A 15,708-nucleotide genomic window follows, 5' to 3' on the forward strand; every position below is an offset into this window, starting at 1 on the left:
GGGGAACCGGCGCCCTTCCCCCCACTGGCGGCCTCCCAAGCCGGCTTTTTTCCTTAGAGCGCGTCAGCGCGTTCGCTTGAGAGCGCTACGCGCGTTTCTCGAAGAGTGGTAAGAGCTTTAAGATCTACGCGGGCCGACGTCGCACGATCGGGTGAGATGTCGTGGGTGTGTCACGTGCCTGCCACATTCTCGTCATCCCCGTCTGGTTGTCTGGACGATCCCAACCAGCGAGGCCGCCCATGACCCAGTTGAGTTCCTTGGACGTGGCATTCCTCTGCATGGAAGACGCCACCAACCCCATGCACCTCGGCGCCGTCGCCACCTTCACCCCGCACACCCCCGTCCACCCGGCCCGAATAGTGTCGCTCCTCTCCGAACGAGCCCTGGAAATCGACGCCCTGCGCCGCCGGGTCCGCTTCTCCTGGGTGCCGCCCGGCGGTGCGACCTGGGTCGACGACCCGGGCTTCGCGGTCGAGGACCACGTCATGGGCCACCACCTCCGCGGAAACGACCGGAGCGAACGATTCGGCGCGGTGGTTTCGCATTTGATGAGCAAGCCCCTCGACCTCGACCGTCCACCCTGGGAAGTGCACGTCGTCACCGGACTGGGAGGGGGCCGGTTCGCGGTGGTGGTGAAGATGCACCACGCGTTGTGCGACGGCATGAAAGCGGTCGGGCTGGGGCTTCGGTTGTTGGACGGAATGGAGCGCGGCCCGGCCATCCCGACAAGTACCGACCGGCGAACCGGGTTGGTCGAGTCGGTCAAAGAAGTCGCGCGGGCGGCTTCCATCGCATCGGACGTCGTTCGCAGTGCTCGACCGCCAGTCCGGAGATCGCCCGTCGTCTCCCTCTCCACCCGCCGACGACAGGTGGTGATGGCGCGGATCGGGGTGGACGAGGTGCACCGGGTTCGGCGGGAGTCCGGCGGCACGGTCAACGACGTGATGCTGGCGCTGGTGACCGGAGCACTGCGCCAGTGGCTGGCCGCGCACGGATCCGCAGACGAGGGCACCACCTTGCGGGCCTTGGTGCCGGTGGCGCGGCGGGGAACAACCCAAGCCGGCAACCGGATTTCGGGATACCTCTGCGAGTTGCCGGTCGGAGAAGCCGACCCGCTCCAACGCCTCCGACTCGTCCGCGAAGAGATGGCGCGGCACAAGGCGGCGGGGGCGGAGCGCGGCGCGGGAGCCTTGCCCTTGCTGGCGGAGCGGATCCCGCCCGTGGTGCACCGGATCGCCGCGCCGATCGCGGGCAAGTGCGCGCCGCTGCTGTTCGACGCGCTGGTGACCAGCGTTCCGCTCCCCGCCATCCCGTTGCGGCTCGACGGTGCCGAACTCCGCGAGGTCTACCCGGTGCCGCCGGTCGCGGCCGGGCACGCGGTGGGAGTCGCGTTGTCGTCCTACCGGTCCGGGGTGCACGTGTGCCTGCACACCAACCAGCCGTGGCTCGCCGAGTCCCGCCGCCTCCAGCACGCGCTGCGCACCGAACTCGCCGCCCTGCACCGCCGAGTCCCGGCAGAATCGCGGAGGTGACCTCAGCTCTCGTGCTCGCCCACGGCGCCGGTGGCTCCGTCCGCGCCAACTTCAGCCCGCTGATCCCCGTCCTGTCCCGCACCCGCAAGGTGTTCTCCGTCGACTACCCAGGTTCCGGCACCACACCGCGCGCCGCCGGTCCGCTGTCCCTGGACGACCTGGCCGACCGCGTGGTGGCCTCGGCGGGCGACACGCCGACGTTCGACGTCCTGGGATACTCGCTGGGGTGCGCGGTCGCCGTCCGCGCCGCGGTTCGGCATCCCGAACGAGTGGCGAAGCTGGTCCTCACCGCCGGCTTCGCCCGGCTCGACGACGAGTCGCGGGCGCGCACCGAGACGTGGCGGCGGCTGCTGAAGGGCGGCGACCGCATGGAACTGGCGGGGTTCCAGATGTCGGTGGTGCTGGGCGAGCCGTTCGAGCGCGCCATGCCCGCCGACCAGCGCGAGGGGTTCCTCGAACTGATGTCGCTGACCGTCCCGCCCGGCACCGACGAGCAGCTCGAACTGGTGGAACGGGTGGACGTCACCGACGACCTGCCGCGGCTCGACGTGCCGACCCTGGTCGTCGGCACCAAGCACGACCGCCTGATCACACCCTCGTCGACCCGTGCGCTCGCCGACGCCATCCCCGGCGCGCGGTGGGCCGAGCTGGACAGCGGGCACGCGCCGTCGCTGGAAGCCCCGACCGAGTGGATCCGGCTGGTCCAGGAGTTCCTCGGCTAGCGCGCCGGTTTGCCGGTGCCCCGACCGGGCTAACCACGGCGGTATGAGCAACACGCTGGTCCTGGACGTGGACGGCACCCTCGTGGACACCAACTACCACCACGCCGTCGCCTGGTTCCGCGCGTTCCGCCGGTTCGACATCACCGTGCCCACCTGGAAGCTGCACCGCGCCATCGGCATGGGCGGCGACAAGCTGGTCGCCGCCGTCGCCGGGCAGCACGTCGAGGACGAGCACGGCGACGGCATCCGCAAGGCGTGGGAGGCCGCGTTCGAGCCGATGCTCGCCGAGGTCCGGCCGCTGGAGGGCGCGCACCGGCTGGTGAAGGCCGCCCTGGAGCACGACTTCGCCGTGGTGCTCGCCAGTTCCGGCAAGCGCCACCACGTCGACCACTACGTGAAGCTGATCGACGCCCAGGGCGTGGTGTCCACGTCCTCGGACGACGTCGAGGAGTCCAAGCCCGCGCCCGACCTCATCGAGGTGGCGCTGAAGCGGGTCGACTCGTCCGGGCGCGCGGTGGTGATCGGCGACTCGGTGTGGGACTGCGAGGCGGCGCACCGGGTGGGGCTGCCGGTGGTGTGCCTGCGGACCGGCGGGTTCGGCGAGGCCGAGCTGCTCGACGCCGGCGCGTCCACCGTCTACGAGGAACTCGACCAGTTGCGGGCGGACCTGACCGACCTGCCGATGGCCTAGGAGAGGACCGTGCGGATCGGCTACACCCTGATGACCGAGCAGGCCGGGCCGAAGGCGCTCGTCGCGCACGCCGCGCGGGCCGAGCGGGCCGGGTTCGACTTCGAGGTCATGAGCGACCACTACTTCCCGTGGCTGGACGAGCAGGGCCACGCGCCGTACGCGTGGAGCGTGCTGGGCGCGGTGGCGCAGGTGACCGACCGGGTCGAGCTGATGACCTACGTGACGTGCCCGACCATGCGCTACCACCCGGCCGTGGTGGCGCAGAAGGCGGCGACCGTGCAGTTGCTGTCCGACGACCGGTTCACGCTGGGCCTGGGCGCCGGGGAGAACCTGAACGAGCACGTCGTGGGACGCGGGTGGCCGCCGGTGAACGTGCGGCACGAGCTGCTGCGCGAGGCGGTGGAGATCATCTCGCTGCTGTTCGACGGCGGGTACGTGAACTACGCGGGCGACCACTTCCGGGTGGACTCGGCGAAGCTGTGGGACCTGCCCGCACGACGGGTGCCGATCGCGGTGGCGGTGTCCGGCAGCCGGTCGGTGCAAACGTTCGCGCCCCTGGCCGACGCCATGGTGGCCACCGAGCCGAACGCGGAGCTGTGCCGCGACTGGGACGTCTTCCAGGGCCGGACGGCGCGCAAGATCGGCCAGGTGCCGGTGTGCTGGGACCCGTCGGAGGACGAGGCCGTGAAGCGGGCGCACGACCAGTTCCGCTGGTTCGCGGGCGGCTGGAAGGTCAACTCGGAACTGCCCGGACCCGCCGGGTTCGCGGGCGCGACGCAGTTCGTGCGGCCGTCGGACGTGGCCGAGCAGATCCCGTGCGGTCCAGACGTCGGGCCGATCGCGGAGGCGGTGCGGGAGTTCGCCGAGGCCGGGTTCACCGATCTCGCGCTGGTCCAGATCGGCGGCGAGAACCAGGAGGAGTTCCTGGAGTTCGCCGAGTCCGACCTGCTGCCGGCGTTGCGCTGACCCGGGTCAGCCCCGGCCGCCCACCTTGGGTGACGGTGGTTCCGGCGTCGGCGGTTCCGGGGTCGGCGGTGACGTCGTGCGGCGGGTCCGGGTCGTCGTGTCGGTCGGGTTGACGGGTGCGGGGTCCGGGTCCTCGTTGATCGTGGTGGGCTTCGGCTGGCCGCCGGGCTGCTCCAGCACCGTCGTGGTCACCGTGGTCACCACCACCGTGTGCGGGTCCTGCGGCGGGCCCGCGATGAGCTTGCCCGATTCGACCACCGTCACCGTCGACGGGTTCGACCCCACCTGAACGTGCCCGGCGGGAGTGCTGGTCTGGGCCGGCGCGTCCAGTTGTTGGCGCAGGTCGGACGGGTCCGGGCGGGAGATCAGGGTGGCCGCGTGGACCAGGGCCACCACGCCCAGCAGGGCCGCCCCGGAACCCACCAGGAGAGCCGTGCGGCGGCGCTTGCCGGTCGGGACGGCAGCCGCCGGGGGCTGTTCGACGCGTTGCGCGACCTCCACGCCCACCAGGGGGCGCAGGCCGGTGCTGGCGCGTTCGGCCACCGCCAGCATCTCGGCGCACGCGGCGGCCGTGGGGCGCTTGCTCGGCAGCGTGTGGGTCATCGCGGTCAGCACGTCGACCCACTCGGCGGGCAGGTTGGCCGGGATGCGCGGCTCCCGGTGCAGGCGGGCCAGGGCCGCCTCGGTGTCGCCGCCCGGGTACTCGGGCCGGCCGGTCAGGCACTCCAGCAGGACCAGGCCCAGCGCGTAGACGTCGGCGGGCGGGCCGACCTCCGCGCCCCGCACCTGCTCCGGCGCCAGGTACCCGGCGGTGCCCACCAGAACACCCGACCGGGTGACGCGGGTGACCTGGGCCTGGAGGGCCAGGCCGAAGTCCGCCAGGTACGCCCGCCGCTCGTCGGCGGCCAGCAGGATGTTCGACGGCTTCACGTCCCGGTGCACCACGTCCTTGCGGTGCACGTGCGCCAGGATCTCGGCGACCTGCGACCCGATGCGCGCCACCACCTCGGGGGCCAGCGCCTCGCGCATCCGCCGCCGCAGGGTGCCACCCTCGATGGCCTGCATGACGTAGAACGGCCGCCCCCGGAAGGACCCCGTCCCGTACACCGCGACGACACCGGGGCAGTCCAGCTCGGCGAGCATCTGCGCCTCGCGGTCGAGGCGGATCTGGTCCTCGGGCGTCGCGGTCCCCTGGAACACCTTGATCGCGACCTTGCGGTCCAATCGGGTGTCGAAGGCCCGGTAGACCTCGGCCATCCCGCCGGACCCGTAGAGACCGCCCAGGGCGTACCGCCCGTCGACGACCTCACCGGTCAGGTCCCCGTCCCACATCCGGCTGACCTCCGCTGCCCCGACAGAGCCGTGCCCGGGAAACTACCGGCACGCCGGCAGGAGTAGCTACCCGGTTCGACATTTCGGGTACAACTACCCGTAGTGCTCTCGTCACAAACAACTGTTCATTCCCAGTTGACATTTATGCGGTCAACGCGAACCACAACTCGGCGCGCACCCCGGGCGAGTCCAAAGAGCGGCCCAACAACTCCTCCACCCGCCGCATCCGGTTGCGCATGGTGTGCCGGTGCACGCCCAGCCGCGCCGCCGCCGGGTCCCACTGGCCGTGGCACGCCAGCCACACCCGCAACGACTCCCGCAGCCGCTCGTCCAACGGCGCCAGCAACGTCTCGGCGTGCGCGGCGGCGTCCGGCGCCAGCAGGCCCGACCCGGGCACGTCCTCGAAGAACGCGACCCGCTCCTCCCGCGCCCGCAACGCCTCCCGGTACCCGCGCGCCACGCTTTCCGCATCCACCGGGCTCGACGCGTGGAACGGCCCGTCCACCCGGTCGCCGAGGACCACGAAGTCGCCCTCGTGCTCGGCCCAGAACGGCTCCCCTCGCGGCACCAGGAACACCCGGAACTCCCCCGCCGGCACCCCCGCCACCGGCACCCCGGCCAGCAGCAGCCGGAACTGGGCGGTCCGCAGCTCCCGCCGCACCACGTCCACCGCGTCCGACCCGGCCAGCGCGAGCGTGAGCAGCGACGCGGCCGTGTTGACCGCGGTCCGGTCCACCGCGTCCAGCGGCTCGGGCGTCGCCACCGCGAGGTAGCCGTGCCGGCCCAGCACCTGCAACGCCAGGTGCCGCTCCCCCGCCCGCCACGCCGAGCCCGCCGGCCCGCGCCCGAGCCGGGCCGCCTCCGCCCGCAGCTCCGGCAGGTCACCGCTGACGTGCACGAACTCGCCGTTCGCGTCGAGCAGCGCCGCCGAGCCGCCGAGCAACCCGGCCAACCGCCGCACGACCGCCGCCGGCGAGGTCAGGGCCGCCCGGGTCAACGCCCGCTGGGCTTCACTCGTCCGGGTCAGCGCCGCGTACTCGTCGGCCGCGACCGCCCGCGACACCGCCTTGGTGATCGCGATGAACGGCACCGCGCGCGGCACCTCCAACACCGCCAGCCCCGCCGACCGCGCCGCCTCGACCAACTCCCCCGGCACGCTCGCGTGGCTGAGTCCACTGCCGAAACCCAAGCCGACCACGCCCGCGTCCGCCAGCCGCCGCGCGTACGCCCGGTACGGGCCGAGCGCGATGCCGGTGGTCAGCAGCAGCTCGCCGCCCTCCAGGAACGGCGTCGGGTCGGCCAGCTCGGTGCTGTGCACCCACGACACCGGCCGGTCCAGCCCGGTGTCGACGTGCACGGTCAGCCCGACCTCGCGGGCCAGGCGCGCCAGCGTCAACGGCATGGACACTTTGTACATGCCGTGGCCGGAAGTTATCCATTTCGGTCACTGTGCGGCAGGCCCGTGGACCCCCGATGCTCGAACCATGACCCGACTGCTCACCCAGATCCCCGGCCCCCGCTCCCAGGAGCTGACCGCCCGGCGCAAGGGCGCGGTGTCGGCGGCCGTCGGCTCGACCCTGCCGGTGTTCGTCGACCACGCCGAGGACGGGCTGCTGGTCGACGTGGACGGCAACCGGCTCATCGACCTGGCCTCGGGCATCGCGGTCACCGGCGTGGGCAACCCGGCGCCGCGGGTGGCCGAGGCCGTGCACCGGCAGATCGACCGGTTCAGCCACACGTGCTTCATGGTCACCCCGTACGAGGGGTACGTGGAGGTGTGCGAGCGGCTCAACGACCTCACGCCCGGCGCGCACGAGAAGCGGTCGGCGCTGTTCAACTCGGGCGCGGAGGCCGTGGAGAACGCGGTGAAGGTCGCCCGGCACGCCACCGGCCGCCAGGCGGTCGTGGTGTTCGACCACGGCTACCACGGGCGCACCAACCTGACCATGGCGCTGACCGCGAAGAACATGCCCTACAAGCACGGCTTCGGGCCGTTCGCGCCCGAGGTGTACCGGGTGCCGGCGTCCTACCCGTCGCGCGACGGGCTTTCCGGTGAGGAGGCCGCCGCGCGGGCGGTCGAGGCCATCGAGAAGCAGGTCGGTGCGGACAACACGGCGTGCGTGGTGATCGAGCCGATCCAGGGCGAGGGCGGGTTCATCGTGCCCGCGCCCGGGTTCCTGCCCGCCCTGGCCACGTGGTGCCGGGACCGGGACGTGCTGCTGGTGGCCGACGAGATCCAGACCGGGTTCTGCCGCACCGGCTCGTGGTTCGCCAGCGACCACGAGGACATCGTGCCCGACCTGGTCACCACCGCCAAGGGCATCGCGGGCGGCCTGCCGCTGGCCGGCGTCACCGGGCGCGCGGAGCTGATGGACGCCGTGCACGTCGGCGGGCTGGGCGGCACGTACGGTGGCAACCCGGTCGCGTGCGCCGCCGCGCTGGGCGCCATCCACACCATGGTGGAGAAGGACCTCAACGCCGCCGCGCGCCGCATCGAGGAGTTCGCCGTGCCCCGGTTGCGGGCCGCGCTGGGCTCGGCGGGCGAGGTGCGCGGGCGGGGCGCGATGCTGGCCGTGGAGTTCGCCGAGCGCACGCCCGCCGTGGCGGCGCGGGTGGCGGCGGCGTGCCACGCGGCGGGCGTGGTAGTCCTGACGTGCGGGACGTTCGGAAACGTCCTGCGCCTGCTGCCACCCCTGGTCATCCCGGACGACCTGCTGGCCGAGGGGGTCGCCGTGCTGGAGCGGGCCATCGCCGGAGGAGTCGCACGATGAACTACTGGGTAGCCGGGCGGGCCGCGTCGAGCGGGGACCTGGTGGAGGTGCGGAGGCCGCACGACGGCGCGCTGGCCGGCACCACCTCGTGGGCCACGCCGGAGGACGTGGAGCGCGCGGTCGCGGCGGCCCACGCGGTGGCGCCGGAGTTCGCGGTGCTGCCCGCGCACGCCCGCGCGGCGGCGCTGGACCACGTGTCGCGGCGGCTGGCCGAGCGGGCGGACGAGGTGGCGGAGCTGATCACCGCCGAGTCGGGCAAGCCGGTGAAGTGGTCCCGGATCGAGGTCAACCGGGCGGTGTCCACGTTCCGGTGGGCGGCCGAGGAGGCGCGGCGGTTCTCCGGCGACCTCCAGCGGCTGGACACCGACCCCGGCGCGACCGGCCGGCTGGCGCTGGTGCGGCGCGCTCCCCGGGGTCCGGTGCTGGGCATCTCGCCGTTCAACTTCCCGCTGAACCTGGTGGCGCACAAGGTCGCACCGGCGATCGCGGTGGGCGCGCCGATCATCGTCAAGCCCGCGCCCGCGACGCCGTTGGTGGCGCTGCTGCTCGGTTCCCTGTTGGCGGAGACCGACCTGCCCGCCGGTTCGTGGTCGGTGCTGCCGGTGCCCAACTCGTCAGCCGGCGCCCTGGTCACCGACCCCCGCCTGCCGGTGGTGTCGTTCACCGGCTCGGGCCCCGTCGGGTACTCGATCCTGGAAACGGTGCCGCGCAAGCACGTCGTGCTGGAACTGGGCGGCAACGCGGCGGCCATCGTCTGTCCTGATTGGATGGACCTGGACTGGGCGGCGCAGCGGATCGCGACCTTCGCCATGTACCAGGGCGGGCAGTCGTGCATTTCCGTGCAGCGCGTGTACGTGCACCGGGACGTGTACGACGCGGTGGCGGATTCCGTTGTGGCGCATGTTCGCAAGCTGGGGACGGGCGCGCCGCAGGACCCGGCCACCGACGTCGGTCCGCTGATCAACGAGGCGGCGGCGGAGCGGGTCGAGGCGTGGGTGTCCGAGGCCGTCGAGGCCGGGGCGCGGGTCCTGACCGGCGGCACGCGCGAGGGTGCCGTGTACGCGCCGACCGTGCTGGCCGACGTGCCGGAGGGGTGCAAGGTGGTGGACGAGGAGGTCTTCGGGCCGGTCGTCGTCCTGGCTCCGGTCGACTCCGTGGAGGAGGCGTTCGAGCGCGTGAACGCGTCCCGTTTCGGTTTGCAGGCCGGGCTCTTCACCCACGACGTGCGCCTGGCGTTCAAGGCGTCGGCGCGGCTGGCGGTGGGCGGGGTGATCATCGGCGACGTGCCGAGCTTCCGCGCCGACCAGATGCCGTACGGCGGGGTGAAGGAGTCCGGAACCGGCCGCGAGGGCGTGCGGGCGGCGATGGACGACCTGACCGAGCAGCGCGTGCTGGTGCTGACCGGTCTGGAGCTATGACGGGGGTTTCGCCGGCAGCGCCGGTTTCGAGGTGAGGAAGGCGTCGGCCCACCGGGCTTTCGGGTCGACGTCCACCAGCAGCAACTTGGCCAGCAGGGTCAGCGGGATCGCCAGGATCGCGCCCAGCGGCCCGATCAGCCACGCCCAGAACAGCAGCGTCAGGAAGGTGACCGTGGTCGACAAGCCCACCGAGTCGCCCACGAACCGGGGCTGGATCAGGGTCTGCACCACGAAGTTCAGCACGCTGTAGACCACGATCACCCACAACGCCAGTTCCCAGCCGCTTTCCAGCAGAGCCAGCAGCACCGGGGGCACCAGGCCCAGCACGAACCCCACGTTGGGGATGTAGTTGGTGATGAACGCCAGCAGCGCCCACAGGATCGGCAGCGGGATGCCCATGATCGCCAGCGCCACGCCGTCCAGGACCGCCACGATCAACCCGAACACAGTGGACACGACGAGGTACTTGCGGGTGGCCGAGGCGAACCTCCCCAGTGCTTCGGCCACCTCCGGCCGATCCTTGGCGATCAACGCCATCCGCGCGCCCGCACTACCCGCGTCCACCGACAGGAACACCAACAGCGACAACAAGAACACGATGTTGGACGCCAACCCGCCGACCCCGCTGAGCACCGTGCCCAGCACCCCGGCCACCCGGCCGATGTCCAGGCTGTCGGCGACCTGCCGCAACTCGTCCACCCCGACCCCGAACCGGGCCAGTTGCCCCACCACGGAGTCGGCGAGCGCACGGGCGCGGTCCGCGTACCGCGGCAGCTGAGTGGCCAACTGCGCCACCGACACCACCAGCACCACGACCAGGGACAGCAGGATCGCGTAGACCCCCAGCACCAGTGCCGTGGCCGCGACCCAGGTGGGCAACCCCTTGCGCCGCAACCAGGAGTGCACCGGGCTGACCGCGATCACCAGGGTGAGCGCGAGGAACACGGGACCGATCAACCAGGACAGCGCCATGATCCCGGCCCCGACGACCACCGCGGCGGCAGCCCCGAGCAACACCACAAGTCCCCTGGGCAACTCCATGCCGGAAGCCTAGGGCCATTTCCCCCGCCCCACCGGGTACCGTGACGCGGTGGCGAAGATCCATCCCGGTGCGACACTGACCCCCGGCTTCCGCGACTTCCTCCCACCGTGGATCGCCCGGCAACCCTGGTACCGCGGCCCTGAGACCCCAGAACTCCGCCCCGTCGGCTTCTACCGCCTGGAGGACCCGGAGGGCGAGGTCGGCATGGAGTCCCACCTGGTGTCCGACGGCACCGACCTCTACCACGTCCCCCTCACCTACCGGGGCGCTCCCCTGCCGGACGTCCGCCCCGATGCCCTCCTGGCGACGCCGGAGCACAGCGTCCTGGGCACCCGCTGGATCTACGACGCCGAGGTCGACCCCACCTGGCAGTCCTGCGTCCTGGACCTGGTCCGCACCGCCGGCGTCTCCGACCCCGCCGGCCGATCCGGTGTCGGCCCCGCCGAAGCCCGCGGCCTCCCGCGCGCCCCTCTACCCGACGGAGCAACCATCGAAGTGGTCCGCATCCTCACCCCAGACGCACTCCCGGACGCCTCCAGCCTCCTACTCGGCACCTGGCACCCCAACGGTCCCGACACCACTCCCGCCACCGGCTGCCTGGCCGTGGTGGTGAGCGCCTAAGCCGCTTCCAGCACGAAGAACAGGAAGCTGAGGAACGCCCCCGACGGGAACCGCGCCATTTCCTCCGCGAACACCTCACGGGCCTCCGGGGCCGCCGGCGGTTCGCTGACGACGGCGATCCGGAAACCGGCCGCGGTGAAGGCGTCGGTCATCGCGTGCAGCGGCCGGTGCCAGTACTCCAACACCGCCTTCTGCCCCGCGAACGCGTACTCGTCGGACCACTTGACGGTCGCGAAGTAGTCGGCCGAGGGGTTGATCATCTTGTAGAGGATGGGGTGGTTCACCGCCAGGATGAGCCGCCCACCGGGCCGCAGGACGCGCCGCAACTCCGCCAGCGGCCCGGTCCAGTCCTCCAGGTAGTGCAACACCAACGCCGCGACCACGTCGTCGAACTCGCCGTCGCCGTACGGCAGCGGCCGCCCCAGGTCCGCGACCCGGAGGTCCGCGTCCGCCCCGAGCCGACGCCGCGCCACCTCCACCATCGTCGTGCTGGCGTCGAAACCGGACACCACCGCACCCCGCTCACGCAACGCCGCGAACAACGGCCCCGACCCGCACCCGGCGTCGAGGATGCGCCGACCGGCCACGTCCCCGGCCAGGTCCACCATCGCGGGCAACGTGTAGTACGCGTTGACCAGGCTGCTCTCGTTCTCGACCGCGTACGCCTCGCCGAAGCTGTCGTAGCCGTTGGCCACGACGTCGGCACTCCCCAGATTCGCAGACATGCACCCCATGCTGGCACGGGAAGCCGATCACCGATGTCCTGTCCGGCCGAACGTCTTCCGGGACCGGTCCCGTGCGGTATCCCCCATTCTGCCGTCGTACCCACCACCGGAGGTAGCGATGAGCACGACGGTCAGCCGAGCGGTACTCGGGGCATTGGCGGGGCTCACCGCCGTTGGCGGGGCGCTGCTCGTGGTGGAGACCGTCATTTACTTCAGCGCCGGTGGTGTGTTCGGGTCGGGTGCGCCGGAACTGTCGGACGTCGGTGGGTGGGGGATCGTCACAGGGATCGTCGCCGTCTTGGTTTACGCGGTCGGACACCTTCCCGTGCCCCTCGCAAAGCGAATCGCCCTGGGGTGCGTGTTCGCGGTTGTCGGTCGCTACGTGATCGAAGCGATCGCGTCGCTTGCCGCGGAGGTGATCGACGTGGTGCCGGGCAGCGAGGAGGCCAGGCTCGAGGACGGTGTGGTCGGAGGCCTCTGGCTCCTTGCCGGCGCGTTCATCGTCTGGCGCGTGGTCAGCGGCCGGTGGCCGGTGGCACGGTCCGCCGTGTAGCGCGTCGCCTCCGCCGGATCGTCGTCTGCGGTCAGGCATGTGGTGGTTACGATCCCAAGGTTGTCACGGGGCAATCACAGAGAGTATGGTCTAGACCTGCCGCCGCGTTGGGTGAACGTCCGCCCGAGCGGCGCAGGCTGCTTCCGGGTCGGGCGCGCCCAGCGACGTCTCCGCCCCACCCGAAAGGAGCTGACCATGGCACTTCGCCGCAGGATCGCCGCGTTGGCGGCCGGCGTCCTCGCCGCGCCGCTGGTCGTCGTCGCCCTGCCGACGGCGCAAGCGTTCGCCCACGGCTACGTGTCGTCACCGCCCAGCCGGCAGGCCCAGTGCGCCCGGGGTCTCGTGCAGTGCGGCGACATCAAGTACGAACCGCAGAGCGTGGAAGGCCCGAAGGGCCTGCGCAGCTGCCACGGCGGCGTGGCGCGGTTCGCGGAACTCAACAACGACAGCAAGGGCTGGAAGGTCACCAGCGTCGGGCGGACCGTCACGTTCAACTGGGTCTTCACCGCCCGCCACCGCACCGCCAGCTACGAGTACTACGTCGGCAGCCGCCGGGTCGGGTACTTCGACGGCGGCAACGTGCAGCCGCCCTCGACCGTCTCGCACACCGTGAACCTGGGTGTGACCGGCCGCCAGAAGGTGCTGGCGATCTGGAACATCGGCGACACCGCCAACGCCTTCTACGCCTGCATCGACGTCAACGTCGGCTGAGCGGGCAGGTGGGGCCGTGCCGAACCTGTGGGCACGGCCCCACTTCACCGCTAGGCCGTGAACCCGCCGTCCACGTTCAGCTCCGCCCCGGTCACGTAACGGGCCTCGTCGGACGCCAGGTACGCCACCGCCGCGGCCACCTCGTCGGGCGTGCCGTAGCGGCCCAGCGCGGTGAACCCGTTGACGGTCTCGGCCATCGGGCTGTCCGCCGGGTTCAGGTCGGTGTCGGTCGCGCCGGGGTGCACCAGGTTCACCGTGATCCCGCGCGGCCCGAGTTCCCGGCCCAGCGCCTTGGTCAGGCCGACCAGCGCGGACTTGCTCGCCGAGTACACGGAGAACCCGGGGAACACCGCCCGCACCGCCGCGTTGCTGCCGATGCTGATGATCCGCCCGCCGTCCCGCATGTGCGGCAGGGCAGCCTTCACCGCCGCGAACGGGGCGCGCACGTTCACCGCGAACGTCCGGTCGAACGCCTCGACGTCCAACTCCTCCACCGGTCCCACGATGAACTCGCCCGCGTTGTTCACCAGGACGTCCAGCCGCCCCAACGTCACCGCCGCCTCGTCCACGGCCGCGGCCACCGCCTCGGCGTCCCCGCTGTCCGCCCGGACCGCCACCACCCGACGCCCGAGTTCCTTGATCCGCTCCACGACGTCGCTCGCGTCGTTCCGGTAGGTCAACGCGACGTCCGCGCCCTCCCGGGCGAGCCGGAGCGCCACCGCCGCCCCGATGCCGCGGCTACCACCAGTGACCAGAGCGACCTTGCCTTCGATGTTCATGGAAACGATCGTGGCGACCCCCGGGTCCGAAGTCCGGCGGCAATCGGACACCGCGTTCGCGGATCAAGAAATCCGTTGCGACGCCTCCCGCGGAGCACATAGGTTCGCGGTACACGAGGAAGGAGGTGGTCCGAAGTTGTGTAGCCGTAGGACTCGTCGTGAGGTGACCGTCCGCTAGGACCTACCCGTCTTCAGGGGTGGGCCTGGCGAAAACCAGGCGGCCACCCGGCCCTCTGACCCCGAGCCCAGTCCAGCTCGGCCCGCACGCGGGAAGCGGTCAGGGGGCCGTTCCACGTCTAGAGCTGGTCACGCACAGTGCGCAGATCCGCCAGGAAGGCGGCGTACGCCTCGTCCCGGTCCGGCGCCCGCAGCACCGCCGAGGGGTGCACCGTGCTGATCACCCGGAAGTCCGGCGCCTGCTCGACCTTGCCCCGCCGTTCGGTGACCTTGTAGTCCGGTCCCATGATCGCCTTCGCGGCCGTCGCACCCAGGCACACCACCAGGTCCGGCCGCACCTCCGACAACTCGGCGTGCAGCCAGGGCAGGCAGGCCACGACCTCGCCCCGCGCCGGCGTCTTGTGGATCCGCCGCTTGCCCCGTTCCGCGGGCACGAACTTGAAGTGCTTCACCGCGTTCGTCACGTACACGCCTTCGCGCAGCAGGTCGGCCTCGGCGAGCGCCCGGTCCAACAACTTCCCCGCGGGCCCCACGAACGGCTCCCCCGCCCGGTCCTCCTGGTCCCCGGGCTGCTCGCCCACCAGCATCAGCCGCGCGTCGGGCGGCCCGGCCCCGAACACGGTCTGGGTGGCCGGCTTGTAGAGGTCACACCCCTCGCACCGACGCGCGGCGGCGCGCAGCGCCGCCAGGTCCGCGCCTGCCGGCACGAACGGTGCAGCGCTGCGCGCGGCCATCGAAGTTCAGCGGTCGTTGGGCCGGAAGGCGTCCTTGACCTTCTCCCCGGCCTCCTTGAGCGCGCCCTTGGCCCGTTCGGCCTTGCCCTCCGCCTGCCACTGCTCGTTGTCCGTGGCGTCGCCGAGAGCTTCCTTGGCGCGGCCCTTCATCTCCTCGGCCTTGTTGCTGAGCTTGTCGTCGGCACCCATGACGGTCCCTTTCGGTCGACATCAGGTCCACAACACGCATACCCAGCACGACCCCCGGGAAAACCGACACCATGACCAGCCGCATCCTCGCCGTGGCCATCGACACCCCACCCGACCACGCCGACCTGCGCGCCTTCTGGTGCGCGGCGCTCGGCTACCGGGAGACGAGAACGTGGACCGATGCGAAGGGCCTGGAGTACACGGAACTGACCGGCGACGGCCCGACCTTGCTCCTACAACCGGTACCCGAGCCGAAGGTCGGCAAGAACCGGCTCCACCTGGACGTCGTCGCCGACCGGGACCGAGATGCCGAGGTCGCCCGCCTGGTCGGTTTCGGCGCCACTGTCATCTCCAAGGACCCCGCTTTGCCGTGGGTGGTCCTGTCCGACCCTGCCGGCAACGAGTTCTGCGTCCTTCCTCCCTCTTCGCTCTCTTGACGCTGCGCTGCTTCGACGCGCTTCGCGCTGGGACTTTGGACGCGCTTCGCGCTCGGACTCCTTGGACACGCTTCGCGCTGGACTTTGGACGCGCTTCGCGCTCTCAAGACGGACGCGCTGACGCGCTCTCAAGATGAAAAGCGGGCCTGGAGGCCCCCGGGGGGAGGAAAAGCGTCGTGTTCCCCCCGCACGGCCTGCCAGAGGCAACCACAGATTTCCGGGGTGTGCAATAAAACTTTTGCTCGTACCTCGCAAAACTTTTATTGCACACCCCGGAAATCTGTGGTTGGGCTGCGCCCAGGCCGTAC

The 15,708-nt window shown here is 71.5% G+C and carries 17 protein-coding genes; 10 read left to right on the top strand and 7 right to left on the bottom strand.

All coding sequences use genetic code 11. The features are described from left to right. Window positions 1-239 precede the first annotated feature (239 nt). Genes RIN75_RS13995 through RIN75_RS14010 form a run of 4 tightly spaced genes read left to right on the top strand, consistent with a single transcriptional unit; the run spans window position 240 to window position 3,911 of the window. The gene (locus RIN75_RS13995) at window positions 240-1,532 is read left to right on the top strand and encodes a wax ester/triacylglycerol synthase family O-acyltransferase (RefSeq protein WP_309112320.1); all 1,293 of its coding nucleotides are present in this window, start codon (window positions 240-242) and stop codon (window positions 1,530-1,532) included. Then, window positions 1,529-2,254 (top strand): alpha/beta hydrolase, encoded by a 726-nt coding sequence (locus RIN75_RS14000; RefSeq protein WP_309112321.1) that lies wholly within the window; start codon window positions 1,529-1,531, stop codon window positions 2,252-2,254. The genes RIN75_RS13995 and RIN75_RS14000 overlap by 4 nt, the downstream gene beginning before the upstream one ends. Window positions 2,255-2,297: 43 nt before the next feature. Beyond that, window positions 2,298-2,945 (top strand): HAD family hydrolase, encoded by a 648-nt coding sequence (locus tag RIN75_RS14005; RefSeq protein WP_309112322.1) that lies wholly within the window; start codon window positions 2,298-2,300, stop codon window positions 2,943-2,945. A 9-nt stretch (window positions 2,946-2,954) separates the two neighbouring features. Next, window positions 2,955-3,911, top strand: a complete 957-nt coding sequence (locus RIN75_RS14010) for an LLM class F420-dependent oxidoreductase (protein ID WP_309112323.1) — start codon at window positions 2,955-2,957, stop codon at window positions 3,909-3,911. Between the two features lie 6 nt (window positions 3,912-3,917). On the opposite strand, the gene RIN75_RS14015 is transcribed toward RIN75_RS14010, so the two are convergent. Beyond that, window positions 3,918-5,243, bottom strand: a complete 1,326-nt coding sequence (locus RIN75_RS14015; RefSeq protein WP_309112324.1) for a serine/threonine-protein kinase — start codon at window positions 5,241-5,243, stop codon at window positions 3,918-3,920. A 142-nt stretch (window positions 5,244-5,385) separates the two neighbouring features. Then, on the bottom strand, window positions 5,386-6,645 hold the full coding sequence (locus RIN75_RS14020) for a PucR family transcriptional regulator (RefSeq protein ID WP_309112325.1): 1,260 nt from the start codon (window positions 6,643-6,645) through the stop codon (window positions 5,386-5,388). A gap of 82 nt (window positions 6,646-6,727) precedes the next feature. Between RIN75_RS14020 and gabT the strand changes: the two genes are divergently transcribed. Further along, on the top strand, window positions 6,728-8,014 hold the full coding sequence (gene gabT / locus RIN75_RS14025) for a 4-aminobutyrate--2-oxoglutarate transaminase (protein ID WP_309112326.1): 1,287 nt from the start codon (window positions 6,728-6,730) through the stop codon (window positions 8,012-8,014). Further along, the gene (locus RIN75_RS14030; RefSeq protein WP_309112327.1) at window positions 8,011-9,432 is read left to right on the top strand and encodes an aldehyde dehydrogenase family protein; all 1,422 of its coding nucleotides are present in this window, start codon (window positions 8,011-8,013) and stop codon (window positions 9,430-9,432) included. The genes gabT and RIN75_RS14030 overlap by 4 nt, the downstream gene beginning before the upstream one ends. Here the strand turns inward: RIN75_RS14030 and RIN75_RS14035 are convergent. Then, on the bottom strand, window positions 9,427-10,473 hold the full coding sequence (locus tag RIN75_RS14035; protein ID WP_309112328.1) for an AI-2E family transporter: 1,047 nt from the start codon (window positions 10,471-10,473) through the stop codon (window positions 9,427-9,429). The two genes, RIN75_RS14030 and RIN75_RS14035, sit on opposite strands and share 6 nt — an antisense overlap. 49 nt (window positions 10,474-10,522) lie before the next feature. Here RIN75_RS14035 and RIN75_RS14040 point away from each other — a divergent pair, with 49 nt between their 5' ends. Then, window positions 10,523-11,095: a hypothetical protein gene (locus RIN75_RS14040; protein ID WP_309112329.1), complete on the top strand. Its 573-nt coding sequence runs from the start codon at window positions 10,523-10,525 to the stop codon at window positions 11,093-11,095. Here RIN75_RS14040 and RIN75_RS14045 read toward each other — a convergent pair. Further along, window positions 11,092-11,820 carry a methyltransferase domain-containing protein gene (locus RIN75_RS14045; protein WP_309112330.1) on the bottom strand — a complete coding sequence of 243 codons (729 nt, stop codon included), beginning with the start codon at window positions 11,818-11,820 and terminating at the stop codon, window positions 11,092-11,094. The two genes, RIN75_RS14040 and RIN75_RS14045, sit on opposite strands and share 4 nt — an antisense overlap. A 118-nt stretch (window positions 11,821-11,938) precedes the next feature. On the opposite strand from RIN75_RS14045, the gene RIN75_RS14050 reads away from it, so the two are divergent. Together RIN75_RS14050 and RIN75_RS14055 are read left to right on the top strand one after the other, a co-directional pair. Beyond that, a complete protein-coding gene (locus tag RIN75_RS14050) occupies window positions 11,939-12,373 on the top strand; it encodes a hypothetical protein (RefSeq protein ID WP_309112331.1) in 435 nt (144 codons plus the stop codon). 195 nt (window positions 12,374-12,568) lie between these two features. Beyond that, window positions 12,569-13,084: a lytic polysaccharide monooxygenase gene (locus tag RIN75_RS14055; protein ID WP_309112332.1), complete on the top strand. Its 516-nt coding sequence runs from the start codon at window positions 12,569-12,571 to the stop codon at window positions 13,082-13,084. Window positions 13,085-13,134: 50 nt separating this feature from the next. On the opposite strand, the gene RIN75_RS14060 is transcribed toward RIN75_RS14055, so the two are convergent. From RIN75_RS14060 to RIN75_RS14070, 3 genes are all read right to left on the bottom strand, one after another. Next, a complete protein-coding gene (locus tag RIN75_RS14060; protein ID WP_309112333.1) occupies window positions 13,135-13,863 on the bottom strand; it encodes a 3-oxoacyl-ACP reductase family protein in 729 nt (242 codons plus the stop codon). A gap of 296 nt (window positions 13,864-14,159) precedes the next feature. After that, window positions 14,160-14,774, bottom strand: coding sequence for a UdgX family uracil-DNA binding protein (locus tag RIN75_RS14065; protein WP_309112334.1), 615 nt, complete (start codon window positions 14,772-14,774; stop codon window positions 14,160-14,162). 6 nt (window positions 14,775-14,780) lie between these two features. Continuing rightward, window positions 14,781-14,963 (bottom strand): CsbD family protein, encoded by a 183-nt coding sequence (locus tag RIN75_RS14070; protein ID WP_309112335.1) that lies wholly within the window; start codon window positions 14,961-14,963, stop codon window positions 14,781-14,783. A 71-nt stretch (window positions 14,964-15,034) separates the two neighbouring features. On the opposite strand from RIN75_RS14070, the gene RIN75_RS14075 reads away from it, so the two are divergent. Further along, window positions 15,035-15,400, top strand: a complete 366-nt coding sequence (locus RIN75_RS14075; protein ID WP_309112336.1) for a VOC family protein — start codon at window positions 15,035-15,037, stop codon at window positions 15,398-15,400. Window positions 15,401-15,708 lie beyond the last annotated feature (308 nt).

This window comes from Saccharothrix sp. (assembly GCF_031180885.1).
In the GTDB taxonomy this organism is placed as follows: domain Bacteria; phylum Actinomycetota; class Actinomycetes; order Mycobacteriales; family Pseudonocardiaceae; genus Actinosynnema.